Raw genomic sequence first — 16,501 nt, 5'->3', positions numbered from 1 at the left:
CGATTGTAACAGGGGCCATCTAAAAAAACGCTCACCACACTTTTCCTCGCCTCTTTTTTGCCAAATAAGTATCACGCTCACAATAGCGAACATTGTGAAGGAATTCGCTACTTGTAACAAAAAACGCTGATTTATTTGCACTTAATCACACATTCGCAATCGTTAGTTTGCCTGTTTTTACATTTAGGCATTTTATGACAGCGTTTATGTGAACGTAATACAAAACAATAAGAGGAATGATATGAACACTACGCTACGCACTCTCACACTTGCGTTAGCCGCTGCGCTGACTTCACCATCCATTCTGGCTGCCTCATCTGTGCCTATCGACTTTCACGGTTACCTGCGCGGTGGCGTAGGCGTGTCGGGCGATGGCGGACAGGTGGAGTGGCAGAAAAACAAACTCGGCCGCCTCGGTAACGAATCCGACACCTACGGGGAAGTGGAACTGGGCTCGGAAGTGTATAAAAAAGACGAAGTGAGCTTTTACCTCGACACCATGGTCAGCATGGTTTCCGACGGCTCCAACGACAACGAAACCACCATTGGCGATGACGCTCAATTTGGTTTACGCCAGTTAAACCTGCAAATCAAAGGGCTTATCCCTAACGATCCCAACGCGGTGATCTGGGGCGGTAAACGTTACTACCAGCGCCACGATCTGCACATTATCGATACCAAATACTGGAATATTTCAGGCTCCGGTGCGGGTATTGAAAATTACACCTTAGGTCCGGGCGCAGTGTCCGTGGCGTGGATCCGTGGCGACGCTAACGATGTCGATTACCGCGTGGATAACGATAACGATGTCAACATCAACTATATCGACCTGCGTTACGCGGGCTGGAAACCATGGTCAGGCGCGTGGACCGAGTTCGGCATCGACTACGCCATGCCAAATCCGACAAAAAAACAGAAAGAGTATGGCGGCCTGTATGAAGCCGATGATGGCGTCATGGTGACCGGTGAAATCAGCCAGGATATGTTTGGCGGCTACAACAAGCTGGTGTTGCAATACGCCAACAAAGGGCTGGCACAGAATATGGTGTCGCAGGGCGGCGGCTGGTACGACATGTGGCACTACGTTAATGACGCCAGCGGCTATCGCGTGATTAACACCGGCCTGATTCCGATTACCGATAAGTTCTCACTGAACCACGTGCTGACATACGGTTCGGCCAACGACATTACCGAATACACCGACAAAACGCGTCTGGTTTCGCTGGTTGGTCGCGCTCAGTATCAGCTCACCAATTATGTGCGTCTGATTGGTGAAGTCGGTGGTTTCTACCAGAAAGATGATTATAAAAACGGCACTCACTACAAACAGAGCGGCGAGAAATATACTTTTGCCGTCGGTCTGGCGGATGGCCCGGAATTTATGTCTCGTCCTGAGTTACGCCTTTTCGCTTCCTATTTAAATGATTCGGAAGATGGAAAATCATTTGAAGATGGAACGAAAAATAATACCTGGAACTTCGGTGTTCAGGTTGAAGCCTGGTGGTAATACGCTTCATCCTTCACCTTATCTCTTTGTTGGCTGAATCTGTTTGCCCTGGCTTTTTATTTTAATAAACCAATACTGGAAACTATGTTGTCGCAAAAAGATAAGGCACCACGCTGTATGTATTAACGAGTAACATCATTATTTACTTTATCTCCGCAAACTGAGCAAAGTTGCCACTGTTTTATTTCGGGATACCCATGCAGGTATCCCTTTTTTTATTTATTAGCGAGATGAGAAATGTTCATCAAGTAATTTACGCAGCGCATCGGATTGTTTACCGAAAATAGCGTGGACTTCTTGCCCAAGAATAATCACACCCAACGCCCCTTCATTTTGCAGTGCCTGAGAATCGACAACAGCCAGATCGTTTACCGTCACGCGTAGACGGGTTAAGCAAGCATCCACATGCGAAATATTCGGCGCGCCGCCAAAGGCTTGCGCCAGCCGCTGGATTTTCTGTAACTCCCCTTCGCTGATGGGCGTTGCAGTCGCGCTTTTCGGTTCAGAGAAGTAATGCAGGAAGGATTTAAGGCTCACCATAATAGTCTCCTGATAATCAGCAGATAAAAAAACGCCTGCCCGAATGGGCAGGCGCGGAAGGTTCACTTACGCTTTACGACTAACAACCCGGCAATCCCAGGGAGCGAGCGACAGCGCGCCGCTGACCGACGAACCAGATAAACAATCCTGATAGCCGCCAGGCAGCGTTATCGCCTGCTGCTGGGCGCTAAAGTTCTGGATAAAGACAAAGGTGCTTTCACCATCGGTACGCGCCGTGGCAACGACGCCCGGCGGCAAATCGTGTTGCAACGCGCGCGGCAGCGCCAGCTCATCAATGATGTTGGCGAAGAAGTCGCGCTGGAAGGCGAGATCGTTGCGTGAGGCAACGTGCCAGGCCTTGCCTTTGCCGACATGATTGACCGTCACGGCAGGTCGCCCGGCGTAGAAATCATCCCGGTAAGTTGCCAGTGCCTGCGCGCGCTCGGTGTGGATCAACTCGCACAGATGGCGCACCTGATACGGCCCCTGTAACCCGGCTTCATTCCCCGCCAGCCCCTGCACCAGATTGCGCTCGTTGTCGTCCAGGCAATCAATCTCTTCTGCCCAGATGCCAAGCAATTTGCGCAGCGGACCGGGGAAACCGCCGAGATAACAGAGATCGCTCTCATTGACCACGCCGGTCCAGTAAGAGGTCACCAGATGACCGCCCGCCGCGACAAACGCCTCTGCGCGTTCGGCAAAACCGTCGCGCACCATATACAGCATCGGCGCAATCACCAGTTGATAACGGCTGAGATCGGCATCGGCATTGATCACATCCACGGCAATGCCTTTTTCCCAGAACGGTCGATAGTGCTCGTTAACCGTTTTTTCATACTCCAGCCCTTTATTGCGCGGGCCTTCGGCGTCATCCAGCGCCCAGCGGTTTTGCTGATCGAAGATGATCGCCACGCGGGCATCGGTACGGCATCCCATTACCGGAGTGAGTTTGCTGAGCATGTCGCCCAGCGCGCAGACTTCACGACCCACGCGCGTATCCAGATGCCCGACGTGATCAATAACCGCGCCGTGGAACTTCTCGACCGACCCGCGGCTTTTACGCCACTGGAAGTACTGCACCGAATCGGCACCGTGCGCCACCGCCTGCAGTGACGAGAGAATGTGCATTCCCGGCTTTTTCAGCTTGCTGGTCGGCTGCCAGTTGGTGACGCTCGGCGTCGACTCCATCAGCACAAAGGGTTTGCCGCCTTTCAGCGTGCGCATCATGTCGTGATACATGGCGGTGTAACAGGCCAGCGCCGTTTCGTCTTTATCCCGGTGCCACATGGGGTAGCTGTCCCAGGAGATAAAATCAATTGCTTCAGCCAGTTGCCAGTAGTCGTAATCGTAGAAATACTCCATAAAGTTGGTGGTTACCGGCAGCGCCGCGTTGGCGGCTTTCAGCGGGGCCACTTCATGGCGGCAAAAATCAGTTACCTGCGCGGTGTTAAAACGCCGCCAGTCGAGGTTCAACCCATGAATGGAGACTTCGCCCTGCGGCGACGGTGACTGGATCTGCGACCAGTCGCTGTAAGTGTGGCTCCAGAAATCACTCCACCAGGCGTGGTTAAGATTTTCCAGCGTCTGATAACGTGCTTTCAGCCAGCCGCGGAATTTCTCCTGACATAAATCGCAGTGGCATTCTCCACCGTATTCATTGGAAATATGCCAGCCCAGCACTGCGGGATGGTTTGCATAACGCTCTGCCAGCAGCGTATTAATTTTCAGCGTCTTTTCCCGGTACACCGGCGAGGTCATGCAGTGGTTGTGCCGCCCGCCGTGCTGCGCCGGAACGCGATCGCGCCCGACCCGCAACACCTCCGGGTATTTTTGTGACATCCACGCCGGACGCGCGCCGCTTGGCGTGGCGAGAAAAATATGGATACCGGCGGCATATAATTTATCGATGACCTCATCCAGCCAGGCGAAATTAAATACCCCTTCCTGCGGTTCGAGTTTCGACCAGCTGAATATGCCGACGGACATCACATTGCATTTTGCCTGCTCCATCATGGCAATGTCTTTATCAATAATATCGGGATAGTTTTCCCACTGTTCCGGGTTATAGTCCGCGCCATGCAATAGCGAGACAACCTTCGGGCTTAAAGGCGCAAATTTATTCATAATGAATTCCTGAAATTTACCACACCAAAATTAATTAAAGACTTTTACCGATGGCAGCACTTTCCCCTGGCAATCAAATAACGCCTGGTTTTCTCGGGCATTTCCCTCTTTCCACTGGTCGTTGATATATTTCATGCCCGCTTGTGTGGCCCAGGTATTTCCGGGAACGGCAATCCAGGTTGGCTCCCAATAAAAAATACCTTTACCGCGATGGCCCTGAACATTGATTACCGACTGCATTAAATCGTGAATATAGTCATATTGCCCCTGCACAGTGCCGGGGTAGCCGCCCTCTTTTTCCTCTTTCGCCTGGAAGCTGTTTTCCGCGTTATCACAGTTCGCCAGCGTATAGCCGTAGGCCGCTTCCACCACAATCACATCTTTGTTGTAGCGCTTACTGATGTCGTCCATATTGGCCTGCAACGCGCTGATTGGCCCGTTCCAGTAGGTGTACATCGAGAGGCCAATGACATCGAACGGCACGTTGCGTTTGGTGATTTCATCAAACCACCAGCGGAAGGTATCGTTCTTGGTGCCTTCCGCCAGATGCAGCATGATTTTTACCTGTTCGCCGTTCTTCAGGTTCTCTTTCAGACCGTCGATAGCGGAATTCAGCAAGCCCGCCAGCCGGTCAAACTCACCGCCGCCCTGCCCCCAGCTTTTGCCTTCCGGCCACAGCATGCCGCCGTTGATCTCATTGCCGATTTGCACCATATCCGGCAGCACGCCTTCTTGCTTAAAGCGGGCGATGGTGTCGCGGGTGTAGTCATGGATTGCCGTTTTCAGCTGCGGATAATCCATCTTCTCCCAGGCTTTGGGTTTGTATTGCTTGCCCGGATCGGTCCAGAAATCGCTGTAGTGGAAATCGAGCAGCAGTTTCATACCCTGCGCTTTGGCCCGTTTCGCCAGCGCCAGCGTGCTGGCTAAATCATTGTTACCGCCGCCGTAAGCCTGGCCTTGCGCATCTTTCGGGTCCACCCACAAACGCAAGCGTACATAATTGACGCCGTTGGCTTTCAGAATGGCGATCGCATCCTGCGGCTGGTTATTTTCGTTATAAAACTTCGCCCCATGTTTCTCGGCGTCGAGCAGCGTTGAAATATCCGCGCCTTTGATGAAATCGGCGGGCATGCCGCTAAAAGGACGCGTTTTTAACGCGTCGGCGGCAAAGGTGCTGGCGGACAAACTACCAAGACAGACAGCAAGCAGAGCGGGTGCAAATCTTTTCATGTGGTTATCCTTTGGTGCTGCCGGAGGTCAGGCCGGAGACGAAGTATTTTTGCAGTGCCAGATAAAGAATGGCCACCGGAACGGCGATCAAAACCGCGCCCGCCGCGTAGGTGGTGTAACTGGCGCCCATTTTTTGCGCCACCAGGTTGTAAAGCCCAATCGGCAGCGTGTATTTGTCCGGGGTGCGCAAAATGGTGCTGGAGAGAATGAAATCCCCCAGTGGCCCGGTGAAAGAGAAGAGTGCCACCACGGCCACAATCGGTTTCGACAGCGGCATGATGATCTCAATAAAAATGCGGAAGTTACTCGCGCCGTCCATACGTGCGGACTCATCCAAATCGCGCGGAATGGCGTCGAGATAGCCTTTCATCAGATAGGTGTTCATCGGGATCATCCCGGCGACATAAATCAGTACCAGCGCCATATGGCTGTTGATTAAGCCCAACAGTTGCGACAACACGAAAATGGCAATCAGCGCCGAAAACTGCGGGATCATCTGCAGCAGCAAAAACAGCATCAACCCGTTCTGCCGCCCTTTAAACCGAAAGCGGGAAAAGGCATAGGCGGTGAAACTGACGCTGATTAAGGTCAGCACCATCGTCAGCAGGCTGATCTTCATTGAGTTCCAGTACCAGGTCAGGTAATTGACCTGGCCGTTAAACAGATCGGCATAGTGCTGAAACGAGAGGTTTTCCGGGATTATCGAGGTGCTGAGCAGGCTGTTACCAGCGTTCAGCGACGCGCCAATCGTCCACACCAGCGGGTAGATAATCATCAGCGATACCAGCGCGATAACCAGCCAGGAGAGCGTCAGGCGGATCCACTTTTCGCGGCGGATACTTTGTGATTGAGCCATTTTTCTTCCCTTATGCCATGTCGTCGTTTTTAAAGGATTTGGTCGCGCGGAACTGCCACAGCGCCAGGCCGACGACAAAAATCGACAGCAAAATGGTGATGGTCGCCGCAATCGCGTACTGCGAGGAGGACATCGTCAGCTTGTAAATCCACGACACCAGAATATCCGTCCCACCCGCGTTTGCCCCCGCCACCGCCGGGCCGCCGTTGTTAAACAGATAGATGATGTTGAAGTTGTTAAAGTTGAAGGTGTATTGGGTGATGATGATCGGCGCAATCGAGTACAGCACCAGCGGCAGCGTAATGGTGCGCAGCCGTGTCCAGGTGCCCGCGCCATCCATTTTCGCCGCCTCGTACAAATCGTCAGGAATGGCCTGCAACACGCCGGTGGTCATGGCGAAAACAAACGGGAAACCGAGCCAGGTTTGCATCATGATCAACGCCGTTTTGCTCCAGAACGGATCCGTCAGCCACGCTTTCGGCGCAATGCCGAAGAACGCGAGAATGGCATTGTTAATCACGCCGAACGAGTCGTTAAACATCCCGGCGAACACCAGAATGGTGACAAATCCCGGCACCGCCCACGGCAGGATAAAAATGGTGCGTACCAGCGGCTTAAAGCGCAGATCTTTCTGGTTCACCAGAATCGCCAGCAGCACCCCAACGGAGCACTGCAACGTGGTAGCCAGCAAGGTCCAGACCACCGTCCATTGCAGCACATCAAAGAAGGTTGAACGCCAGATCGACAAGGTAAAGATGTTGACGAAGTTCTTTAACCCCACCCAGTCCACCAGTTTGGCCGGCGGCGTGTGGTAAAGGTTGTAGTTAGTGAAGGCGATGGCGAAACCGAAGAGGATCGGGAAAATCACCACAAACACCAGCAGAATAAAGCCTGGCGTGATCATCAGATACGGGAAGCCGTCGCTGAGCAACATCTGGTACTGTTTGCGCACGCTATTGAGCGGTTTTCCTGCGTCGCGTTTTTTACCGTTTACCCACGCATCGCGCAGCGAGAGGTAATAGACCATCACACCGAAGGCGATGATGAGTACGCTGATAATCCCTTCCGCCAGCAAGAAAATGGAGTTATCACGCGGGACCTCTTCGCCAAGGGTGTATAACCCCCACAATCCTTCACGCAGAAAATCGTAAAAAATGCCCATAAAGCTGCTAAGCAGCACCAAGAAGATAAGGCCCTTGAACCACTGGCGGTGATAAAACTGACCAAAACCCGGCACAACGGCCAGCAGCAGCCCGCACCACGCATGTCGCCCTGCGCCACGCGTTTTGGCAAAATTTTCGCTGGGACTGATAATCACGTACGACTCCTTTTCAACAACGGGAGGTGTCCCTCCCGTTTCGCAACAACACGCGGTTACTGGTTACTGGCCTGCATCGCTTCAACTTGCATATGGATCTGTTTGGTGGCCGCATCGAGCGCCGCCTGCGGTTCCTGTTTGCCGGTCAGGCTCAGCTCCAGCGCGGCGTTTGCCGGCCCCCACACTTCGCCCATTTCCGGAATACCCGGCATTGCCGTCGCACGCGCCGCCTGTACCGCTACTGCGCTGGCTTTTTCGTCGTTTTTGATAACCGGATCGTCAATCATCGCTTTCTGCGCCGGGATTTCACGCGTGGCGATATAGCGCGTTTTCACGTACTGCGGCTGGTTGATAAATTCGATGAATTGCTGAGCGAGCTTTTTGTCTTTGCTCCAGGTTGAAACGACATAGCCTTTCACGCCGAGGAACGAGCTCATCGGCTTGCCGTCCGCCAGGTTCGGCAGCGGCGCGACGCCGTAATTTATACCCGCCGCTTCATACGGCTGGAACGCCCATGGGCCGTTGATTACCGCTGCGGCTTTTTTCTCGGTAAACAGCGAATCGATGGCGTTCAGGCCGTTATCGCCGAGGATGCCGGAGGGGAACACGCCGTCGGCGTAGAATTTTTTCAGGAAGGTGACGGCTTCCACCGCGCCCGGTTTATTGAGGCCAATATCCTGAGGGTTGAAGCCGCCTTTATCGTTTTTACCAAACAGGTAGCCGCCTTCCGGCCCGATGGCGCCCCAGCTGTAATAGATCTGGTCAAACTTGGCCAGCAGCCCGTATTTGTCCTGAGCGCGCTGTTTTTTCGAATAGTCGAGCCATTCCGGCAGGCTTTGCAGCGGCTTATCAATCAGTTCTTTGTTATAGATAAGCACGAGGGTTTCCACCGCTTTCGGCACGCCATACAGAGTGTTATCCAGACGAAAGGCGTTGATTGACGCAGGCGTAAAGGCGTCAACTTTTTCTTTATCCAGATTCAGGGGGGTCAGCAACCCTTGCACCACCGCGCCACCCAGTTGATCATTGGGAATGACCAGCACATCCGGGCCAATCCCGGCCGGGCCATCAAGGCGTAATTTCTCCAGTTGCTGCGCGTAGGGCATCTCCTGCACATTAACTTTGACGTCGTACTTTTGTTCGAAATCTTTTACGGCGTCCTGAATGCCGACCGACTTTTTAATGTCTTCCCAGACATTAAGCTGCTGAGTGGCGGCGTGCGCCGACAGGCTAACCGTCTGGCCAACGGCGAGTGCAGAGAGGATCAGTGCAGTAAGTGTGTTCTTTTTCATTATCAACCTCATGTCAAGGTATAACAATTTTGTGGTTTTTATGGCGCAGCATCAGGATACCTTTTAAATAAACCACCTGATATTGCAGGGTTTAAGACGCATTCATCCGCCTTATTGAATTTGTTATACGCTACGCTTTACCAATTAATAAAACGAGCATAAACGGTGAGTTATGTGACCGGCATTACAGAAATGAAAATTCGATATAGGGCGCAAAAACACTGGAAGTTATAGTCATAGCAAGATTTTTCGCCGTTACGCAGCGACGCCAGATGATTGTTATACGTAATACAAAAAAACATTCAACGCACGGCATAAACGGTAAATAACGGCTACTACATTCGGGGAACGTTGATGTCCAATATACGACTGAGGAATGTCACCAAACGGTTTGGCGACACGGTGACGCTGAACAATGTCAATTTATCGATTGATGATGGCGAATTCGCGGTATTTGTCGGCCCTTCCGGCTGTGGCAAATCCACCATGCTGCGCATGATTGCCGGTCTGGAAGAGGTCAGCGAAGGCGAAGTATTGATTGGCGACGAAGTGATGAATGATGTCGCGCCGGCGCATCGCGGCGTGTCGATGGTGTTCCAGTCTTACGCGCTCTACCCGCATATGACCGTGGCGGAAAATATGGGCTACGGGCTGAAAGTGAACAAAGTGCCGAAAGAGGAGATCCGCCGCCAGGTGGAGATGGTGGCGAAAACCCTGCAACTGAGCCACCTGCTGGACCGAAAACCGAAACAGCTCTCCGGCGGCCAGCGCCAGCGCGTCGCCATTGGCCGCGCGATTGTGCGTAACCCGCGCGTATTTATGTTCGACGAACCTCTCTCAAACCTCGATGCCGAACTGCGTGTCGAGATGCGCCTGCACATTGCGCGCCTGCACCAGGAGCTGAAAACCACCATGGTGTATGTCACCCACGACCAGGTGGAAGCAATGACGCTGGCGGATAAAATCGTGGTGATGAACTACGGCAATGTCGAGCAGATGGGCTCGCCGATGTCGCTCTACTACAACCCAAAAAACAAGTTTGTCGCCGGGTTTATCGGCTCGCCGAAGATGAACTTCCTGCCCGCCACGGTTAAAGCCTGGCAACCCGGCGAAGTGACCCTCACGCTGGCGCAGGGGCATCAATTAACGCTCGGTATCGACACCTCGCGCCTGGAGCCTGGTGCTTCGATTACGCTCGGCATTCGCCCGGAACATCTATCGACGGATGTCACGCGCGGCACGCCGCTGGAATTTCAGTGTGAAGTGGTGGAACGGCTGGGTAATAACACCTACCTGTTCGGACAATGCTACGGCCATGACAACATAAAAATTCTGCTGCCGGGGGATGTCCATTTCCGTCCGTGGCAGAAAATTACCCTCGCCTTTGATAGCCGCCACTGCATGATTTTCGACGACCAGGATCTGCGCGTCAGCGCAGATATTCCGGTGCCAAACCCGGATTCCCCGGACGGCCAGATCAATTGATTTTCACTCATCGAGGATAAGTGCTGCTCCGTTTTGCGTGTTTTTCATCAGATAGGCTTTGACTACCCTTATCTGCATTGACACTAAAAACGCATTAATGGAGCCATGATGAAAGCTATCGCTATTACCCGCGCCGCGCAGAACGGCAGCAATCTGGATTTTCTTACCGACATTGAACTGCCACAACCAACCGCCAGCGGCCACGACTTGCTGGTTGAAGTGAAAGCCGTTTCCGTCAACCCGGTGGACACCAAAGTGCGCGCCGGTTTTAACGCCGATGCACCGCGCGTACTGGGCTGGGATGCCGTTGGCGTGGTGACTGCCGTGGGGGAAGCGGTGACGCTGTTCCAGCCGGGCGATGAAGTGTGGTACGCCGGCGCATTGACCCGCCCCGGCAGCAATAGCGAATTCCAGTTGGTGGACGAACGCATTGCGGCGCGCAAACCGAAAACGCTGGATAACGCTTCCGCCGCCGCACTGCCCTTAACCGCCATTACCGCCTGGGAGCTGTTATTCGACCGTCTTGGCATCAAAGAAGGCGGCAACGAAAATGATGTGCTGCTGATTGTTGGCGCGGCGGGCGGCGTAGGCTCGATCATGACACAGCTGGCTCGTAAGCTAACGCGCTTAACGGTCATTGGTACGGCATCTCGCCCCGCCAGCCAGCAGTGGGTAAAAGAACTGGGTGCGCATTATGTGATTGACCACAGCAAACCGCTGACCGAAGAGCTGGCGCGTATTGGCGTCAAACAGGTTTCACACGTTGCCAGCCTCAATAATACCGAAGAGCATTATCAGCAGCTGATTAACGCCCTGAAACCGCAGGGTAAACTGGCGCTGATTGACGATCCGCACAGCCTGGACGCGATGCCGCTGAAGGTGAAAAGCATTTCGCTGCACTGGGAGTTTATGTTTACCCGCTCAATGTTCACCACTGACGATATGATTGCCCAGCACCAGTTGCTTTCACGCGTGGCGCAGTTGATCGATGAAGGCGTGTTAAAAACCACGCTTGGTGAGCACTTTGGCACCATCAATGCCGCGAACCTGCGCAAAGCCCATGCGCTGCTGGAAAGCCAGCGGGCGGTGGGCAAAATCGTGCTGGAAGGGTTTGCTGACTGACGATTAGCCAGGATTATTCTCAAAGGTTACAAGCGGATAGCGAAAATCGCCGTCCGCTTTTCCTGCTCTGCCCTGGGTTTGCTTACACTTTTTACCAAAGCGTTATTTTTTGGTGGTTGCTCCGCTGTCAGTTAACGGCAATGATGGCGTGCTATTTATGCAACCGCGTGAAATGTATAAGAACAACCTGGAGAGAGTATGAGTAAAACAAAAATGATGCTTCTGGGCGCGCTGTTGGCAACCGCCTCGACGGCCTTTGCCGCACCGCAAACCGCTACACCAGGCGCAACCGGGCCGCAATCTTACGAAATTAACGAATTTGTCGCTGACTTTACGAAATTCACCATTGGCGATACCGTACCGGCAATGTACCGCAGCGAAGAGTACAACATTAAACAGTGGCAATTGCGTAACCTGCCAGCCCCCGAAGCCGGTAGCCACTGGACCTACATGGGCGGCAACTATGTGCTAATCACCGATGCCGAAGGCAAAATCCTCAAAGCCTATAACGGCGACATCTTTTACCATCGCTAAACCAGGAGCTGAATGATTATTCGCCGCTGGCAGGAAAGTGACAGACCGTTTTTACGCACCCTTTTTTTACACGCCCGCAAAGAGAGCTGGCACTGGCTTGATGGCTGCGACTGGCGGCTGGAGGATTTTGACGCCGCCACGCTCGATGAAACCATCTGGGTCGCCGAAGAAGAGGGGCACCGGCTGGGGTTCGCCTCGGTGTATGAAAACGACAATTTCCTGCACAACCTGTTTGTCGACCCGGCCTTTCAGGGCAAAGGCGTCGGCAGCGCACTGCTCAAACATGCGCAATCCACCTTTACCAGCACCGGCGCGCTGAAATGCTTGCTGCAGAACAAAACCGCACTGGCGTTTTATCAGCACCACGGCTGGCATATCGAAGCACAGGGCGTTTCGCCGGAAGGGGATTACGTGCTGATGCACTATCTGAAGAAGTGAAAAACCTCTCCCGAACGGGAGAGGTTGACTGATTTATACCGCGCGAAACGCGATATCGCCAGGAATGACTTCGCCCTGCCAGTAAAGCTGCGCGGCTACGCGCCCGGCAAGTTGACGGTAGATAGCGGTAAATTCGCTGTCCGGGCGGCTCACCACTGTCGGCGTGCCTTTATCCAGATCTTCACGCAGCGAAATGTGCAACGGCATCTGACCCAACAACTCGGTGTGATACTGTTCGGCCAGTTTTTCCGCACCACCGGTGCCAAAAATCGGTTCGTGATGACCACAGTTGCTGCAAATGTGCATGCTCATGTTTTCAACAATACCGAGCACCGGTACTTCCACCTTCTCGAACATGACGATGCCTTTTTTGGCGTCGATCAGCGCGATATCCTGTGGCGTTGTCACCACCAGCGCGCCGGTCACCGGAATGTTTTGCGCCAGCGTCAACTGAATATCACCGGTGCCTGGCGGCATATCCAGCACCAGGTAATCCAGATCCGGCCACATGGACTCCTGCAACAGTTGCAGCAGCGCTTTGCTGGCCATCGGGCCGCGCCACACCATGGCGTTATCATCGGTGACCAGGTAGCCAATTGAGTTGGTCGCCAGACCGTGGGCGATAATCGGCGCCATATGCGTGCCGTCCGGCGAGGTCGGACGCTCATGCTCCGCACCGAGCATTACCGGGATCGACGGGCCATAAATATCGGCGTCGAGAATACCGACTTTCGCCCCTTCCGCCGCCAGCGCCAGCGCCAGGTTTACCGCCGTGGAGGATTTCCCTACCCCGCCCTTGCCGGAACTGATGGCAATGATGTTTTTCACACCGTTGACGCCCGGCTGGTTCTTCACACGTTTTAAGGTGGCGATGTTGTGCGACAGCTTCCAGTCGATGGCACGTGCGCCGGTCAGACGCAGCAGTTCGGCGCTGCACTGCGCTTTTAACTCTTCAAACGCGCTGCGCCAGACGAACGGCATCAGCAGTTCAACGTGCAGGGTGTCATCCAGCCATGCGACATGGTGCACCGCTTTGAGCGCGGTGAGATTGTGCTTCAGGGTTGGGTGCTGAAAATCGGCCAGCGTCCCGGTGACAATCGCGCGTAACGCTTCCGGGGATTTGGCCTGGGATTGCGAACTCATCCCGACTCCTTTGTAGTTGTTCTGAAAACGACATTGTAGCCAGCAAGTTTACCCCACGGGCAACAATTATTCATTTACGGATAAATGCCGTTAACGCATGGGTTAATTATTACTCATGTATTCATATAGGGATTGAAACGTTCTTAAAGCCCTTAGTACTGGGGAGCAATCTTTACCCAAAAATCCCTGTCTGGATTAAAACGTCCGCAGATCGCGTAGCGCGCTAATTCCCCTTTTGGTACTATCGATACCCCTTTTTCTCAAGAAGATGTAATGCCTACTATGACTCAAGTCGCGAAGAAAATTCTGGTAACGTGCGCACTGCCGTACGCCAACGGCTCCATCCACCTCGGCCATATGCTGGAGCACATCCAGGCTGATGTCTGGGTCCGTTACCAGCGAATGCGCGGCCACGAGGTCAACTTCATCTGTGCAGACGATGCCCACGGCACGCCGATCATGCTGAAAGCGCAGCAACTGGGGATCACCCCGGAGCAGATGATTGCGGACATGAGTCAGGAGCATCAGACCGATTTTGCTGGCTTTAACATCAGCTACGACAACTACCACTCGACGCACAGCGACGAGAACCGCGAACTGTCGGAGCTTATCTACACCCGCCTGAAAGAGAACGGTTTTATTAAAAACCGCACCATCTCTCAGCTCTACGATCCGGAAAAAGGCATGTTCCTGCCGGACCGTTTTGTGAAAGGCACCTGCCCGAGATGTAAATCACCGGATCAATACGGCGATAACTGCGAAGTGTGCGGCGCGACCTACAGCCCGACCGAGCTGATTGAGCCGAAGTCGGTGGTGTCCGGCGCGACGCCGGTGATGCGTGATTCTGAGCACTTCTTCTTCGATCTGCCGTCATTCAGCGAAATGTTGCAGGCGTGGACGCGCAGCGGCGCGTTGCAGGAGCAGGTGGCGAACAAAATGCAGGAGTGGTTTGAATCCGGCTTGCAGCAGTGGGATATCTCCCGCGATTCGCCTTACTTCGGTTTCGAAATTCCAGGCGCGCCGGGCAAATATTTCTACGTCTGGCTGGATGCGCCGATTGGCTATATGGGTTCGTTCAAAAACCTGTGCGACAAACGTGGCGATACCACCAGCTTTGACGCGTACTGGCAGAAAGAGTCCGACGCCGATCTGTATCACTTCATCGGTAAAGATATCGTCTATTTCCACAGCCTGTTCTGGCCGGCAATGCTGGAAGGCAGCGGTTTCCGTAAGCCGACCAACCTGTTCGTCCACGGCTATGTGACGGTGAACGGCGCGAAGATGTCCAAATCGCGCGGGACGTTTATCAAAGCCAGCACCTGGCTGAACCATTTCGACGCCGACAGCCTGCGCTATTACTACGCGGCGAAACTCTCTTCGCGCATTGATGATATCGATCTCAACCTCGAAGATTTCATCCAGCGTGTGAATGCCGACATCGTCAACAAAGTGGTTAACCTCGCTTCCCGTAACGCCGGTTTTATCAATAAGCGTTTCGACGGCGTGCTGGCCGCAGAACTTGCGGATCCTGCGCTGTACAAAACCTTTACCGACGCGGCAGCGACCATTAGCGAAGCGTGGGAGAGTCGTGAGTTCGGCAAAGCGGTACGCGAAATTATGGCGCTGGCCGACGTGGCGAACCGCTACGTTGACGAACAAGCACCGTGGGTGGTGGCAAAACAGGAAGGCCGCGACGCCGATCTGCAAGCCATCTGCACCATGGGGCTGAACATGTTCCGCGTACTGATGACATGGCTGAAACCGGTTCTGCCGTCGCTGGCGGAGCGCACCGAAGCGTTCCTCAACACCACGCTTGAGTGGGATGCCATCAATCAGCCGCTGCTCGGCCACAAAGTTAACGCCTTCAAAGCGTTATACAACCGTATCGAGATGAAACAGGTGGAAGCACTGGTGGAAGCGTCAAAAGAGGAAGTGAAAGCGGCTGCCGCACCGGTAACCGGCGAGCTGGCGGATAATCCGATTCAGGAAACCATCAACTTTGACGATTTCGCGAAAGTCGATCTGCGCGTGGCGCTGATTGAAAACGCCGAGTTCGTCGACGGTTCCGACAAACTGCTGCGTCTGACGCTGGATCTGGATGGCGAAAAACGCAATGTTTTCTCCGGCATCCGTTCCGCGTACCCGGACCCGAGTGCGCTAATTGGTCGCCTGACGGTGATGGTCGCCAACCTGGCACCGCGCAAAATGCGTTTTGGTATCTCTGAAGGGATGGTGATGGCTGCCGGCCCTGGCGGGAAAGATATCTTCCTGTTAAGCCCGGATAGCGGCGCAAAAGCAGGCCAGCAAGTGAAGTAAAAAATAAGGCGCTGAATTCAGCGCCTTTTTCTATACTCAATTTTGCATTACCAAACATTACTTCACATGGAAAACAGGGGATTATCGTGAAATTCAGTAAACTCATCGCCGCACTCTTTTCTGTCGCTTTACTCATTGGCCTGACCGGCTGTGGGGAAAAAGAGCAGAGTAAAACCTTTACCTTTGCTCAGGCGGGCACGGAAGTGACGTTGACCTATTACTACAAAGGTGACGAAGTTGAGCGTCAAACTGCCAAAAACAAAATTGAGTACGCCTCTATCGGTGCGAAAACTAAAGAAGATGCCATGAAGGTGCTGGGTCCGATCAGCAAAAAATACCAGAGCATTAAAGGGATCAAAGAGAGCGTCGATTATCAGGAAACCTACGCGCAAGAGACGCTGGATGTCGATTACAACGAAGTCGATTTTGCTGCGCTGAACAACCTGCAGGGTTCCGAGTTTACCGGCACGGTCAATGGCAAAATCAGCATGAAAAAATCAGAAGAGCTGCTGAAATCACGCGGCTTTAAAGAAGTTCAGTAAGTCCTGTTCTCCTTCAGGCTGCGCATTGTTGACGATGTCCGCCTGGCGCTAAAC

14 protein-coding genes are annotated in these 16,501 nt (G+C 53.5%); 7 read left to right on the top strand and 7 right to left on the bottom strand.

The features are described 5' to 3' along the window. Window positions 1-241 precede the first annotated feature (241 nt). Window positions 242-1,507: a maltoporin gene (locus JKP81_RS02145; RefSeq protein ID WP_200550432.1), complete on the top strand. Its 1,266-nt coding sequence runs from the start codon at window positions 242-244 to the stop codon at window positions 1,505-1,507. A gap of 222 nt (window positions 1,508-1,729) precedes the next feature. Here JKP81_RS02145 and JKP81_RS02140 read toward each other — a convergent pair whose 3' ends face one another. The 6 genes from JKP81_RS02140 to JKP81_RS02115 all read right to left on the bottom strand — a co-directional run bounded on the left by JKP81_RS02140 (window position 1,730) and on the right by JKP81_RS02115 (window position 8,867). After that, entirely contained in the window at window positions 1,730-2,047 is a 318-nt protein-coding gene (locus tag JKP81_RS02140) for a glucose PTS transporter subunit EIIB (RefSeq protein WP_200550431.1), read from the bottom strand. Window positions 2,048-2,113: 66 nt separating this feature from the next. Further along, the gene (locus tag JKP81_RS02135) at window positions 2,114-4,171 is read right to left on the bottom strand and encodes a beta-galactosidase (RefSeq protein ID WP_200550430.1); all 2,058 of its coding nucleotides are present in this window, start codon (window positions 4,169-4,171) and stop codon (window positions 2,114-2,116) included. 30 nt (window positions 4,172-4,201) lie between these two features. Further along, window positions 4,202-5,401 carry an arabinogalactan endo-beta-1,4-galactanase gene (locus tag JKP81_RS02130; protein WP_200550429.1) on the bottom strand — a complete coding sequence of 400 codons (1,200 nt, stop codon included), beginning with the start codon at window positions 5,399-5,401 and terminating at the stop codon, window positions 4,202-4,204. 4 nt (window positions 5,402-5,405) lie between these two features. After that, window positions 5,406-6,257: a sugar ABC transporter permease gene (locus JKP81_RS02125; protein WP_020454348.1), complete on the bottom strand. Its 852-nt coding sequence runs from the start codon at window positions 6,255-6,257 to the stop codon at window positions 5,406-5,408. A 10-nt stretch (window positions 6,258-6,267) separates the two neighbouring features. Then, a complete protein-coding gene (locus tag JKP81_RS02120) occupies window positions 6,268-7,575 on the bottom strand; it encodes a carbohydrate ABC transporter permease (protein ID WP_200550428.1) in 1,308 nt (435 codons plus the stop codon). A gap of 56 nt (window positions 7,576-7,631) precedes the next feature. Next, on the bottom strand, window positions 7,632-8,867 hold the full coding sequence (locus tag JKP81_RS02115; RefSeq protein ID WP_200550427.1) for an extracellular solute-binding protein: 1,236 nt from the start codon (window positions 8,865-8,867) through the stop codon (window positions 7,632-7,634). 354 nt (window positions 8,868-9,221) lie between these two features. On the opposite strand from JKP81_RS02115, the gene JKP81_RS02110 reads away from it, so the two are divergent. From JKP81_RS02110 to JKP81_RS02095, 4 genes are all read left to right on the top strand, one after another. Beyond that, window positions 9,222-10,352 carry an ABC transporter ATP-binding protein gene (locus JKP81_RS02110; protein ID WP_200550426.1) on the top strand — a complete coding sequence of 377 codons (1,131 nt, stop codon included), beginning with the start codon at window positions 9,222-9,224 and terminating at the stop codon, window positions 10,350-10,352. A 108-nt stretch (window positions 10,353-10,460) separates the two neighbouring features. Continuing rightward, complete coding sequence (locus tag JKP81_RS02105) at window positions 10,461-11,474, top strand: zinc-binding alcohol dehydrogenase family protein (protein WP_200551051.1); 1,014 nt, start codon at window positions 10,461-10,463, stop codon at window positions 11,472-11,474. 198 nt (window positions 11,475-11,672) lie between these two features. Next, a complete protein-coding gene (locus JKP81_RS02100; RefSeq protein WP_200550425.1) occupies window positions 11,673-12,008 on the top strand; it encodes an RcnB family protein in 336 nt (111 codons plus the stop codon). A 12-nt stretch (window positions 12,009-12,020) separates the two neighbouring features. After that, window positions 12,021-12,446, top strand: coding sequence for a GNAT family N-acetyltransferase (locus JKP81_RS02095; RefSeq protein ID WP_200550424.1), 426 nt, complete (start codon window positions 12,021-12,023; stop codon window positions 12,444-12,446). Window positions 12,447-12,479: 33 nt separating this feature from the next. Here the strand turns inward: JKP81_RS02095 and apbC are convergent, their stop codons facing one another. Further along, entirely contained in the window at window positions 12,480-13,589 is a 1,110-nt protein-coding gene (gene apbC / locus JKP81_RS02090) for an iron-sulfur cluster carrier protein ApbC (protein ID WP_200550423.1), read from the bottom strand. Window positions 13,590-13,871: 282 nt separating this feature from the next. On the opposite strand from apbC, the gene metG reads away from it, so the two are divergent. Both metG and JKP81_RS02080 read left to right on the top strand, forming a co-directional pair. Next, a complete protein-coding gene (metG, locus tag JKP81_RS02085) occupies window positions 13,872-15,905 on the top strand; it encodes a methionine--tRNA ligase (protein ID WP_200551050.1) in 2,034 nt (677 codons plus the stop codon). Window positions 15,906-15,991: 86 nt separating this feature from the next. After that, on the top strand, window positions 15,992-16,447 hold the full coding sequence (locus tag JKP81_RS02080) for a YehR family lipoprotein (protein WP_200550422.1): 456 nt from the start codon (window positions 15,992-15,994) through the stop codon (window positions 16,445-16,447). Window positions 16,448-16,501: the final 54 nt, after the last annotated feature.

The sequence above is a fragment of the Kosakonia sp. LAM2021 genome, from assembly GCF_016620385.1.
GTDB lineage: Bacteria > Pseudomonadota > Gammaproteobacteria > Enterobacterales > Enterobacteriaceae > Kosakonia > Kosakonia sacchari.
This window is presented reverse-complemented; position numbering and strand designations above follow the sequence as displayed.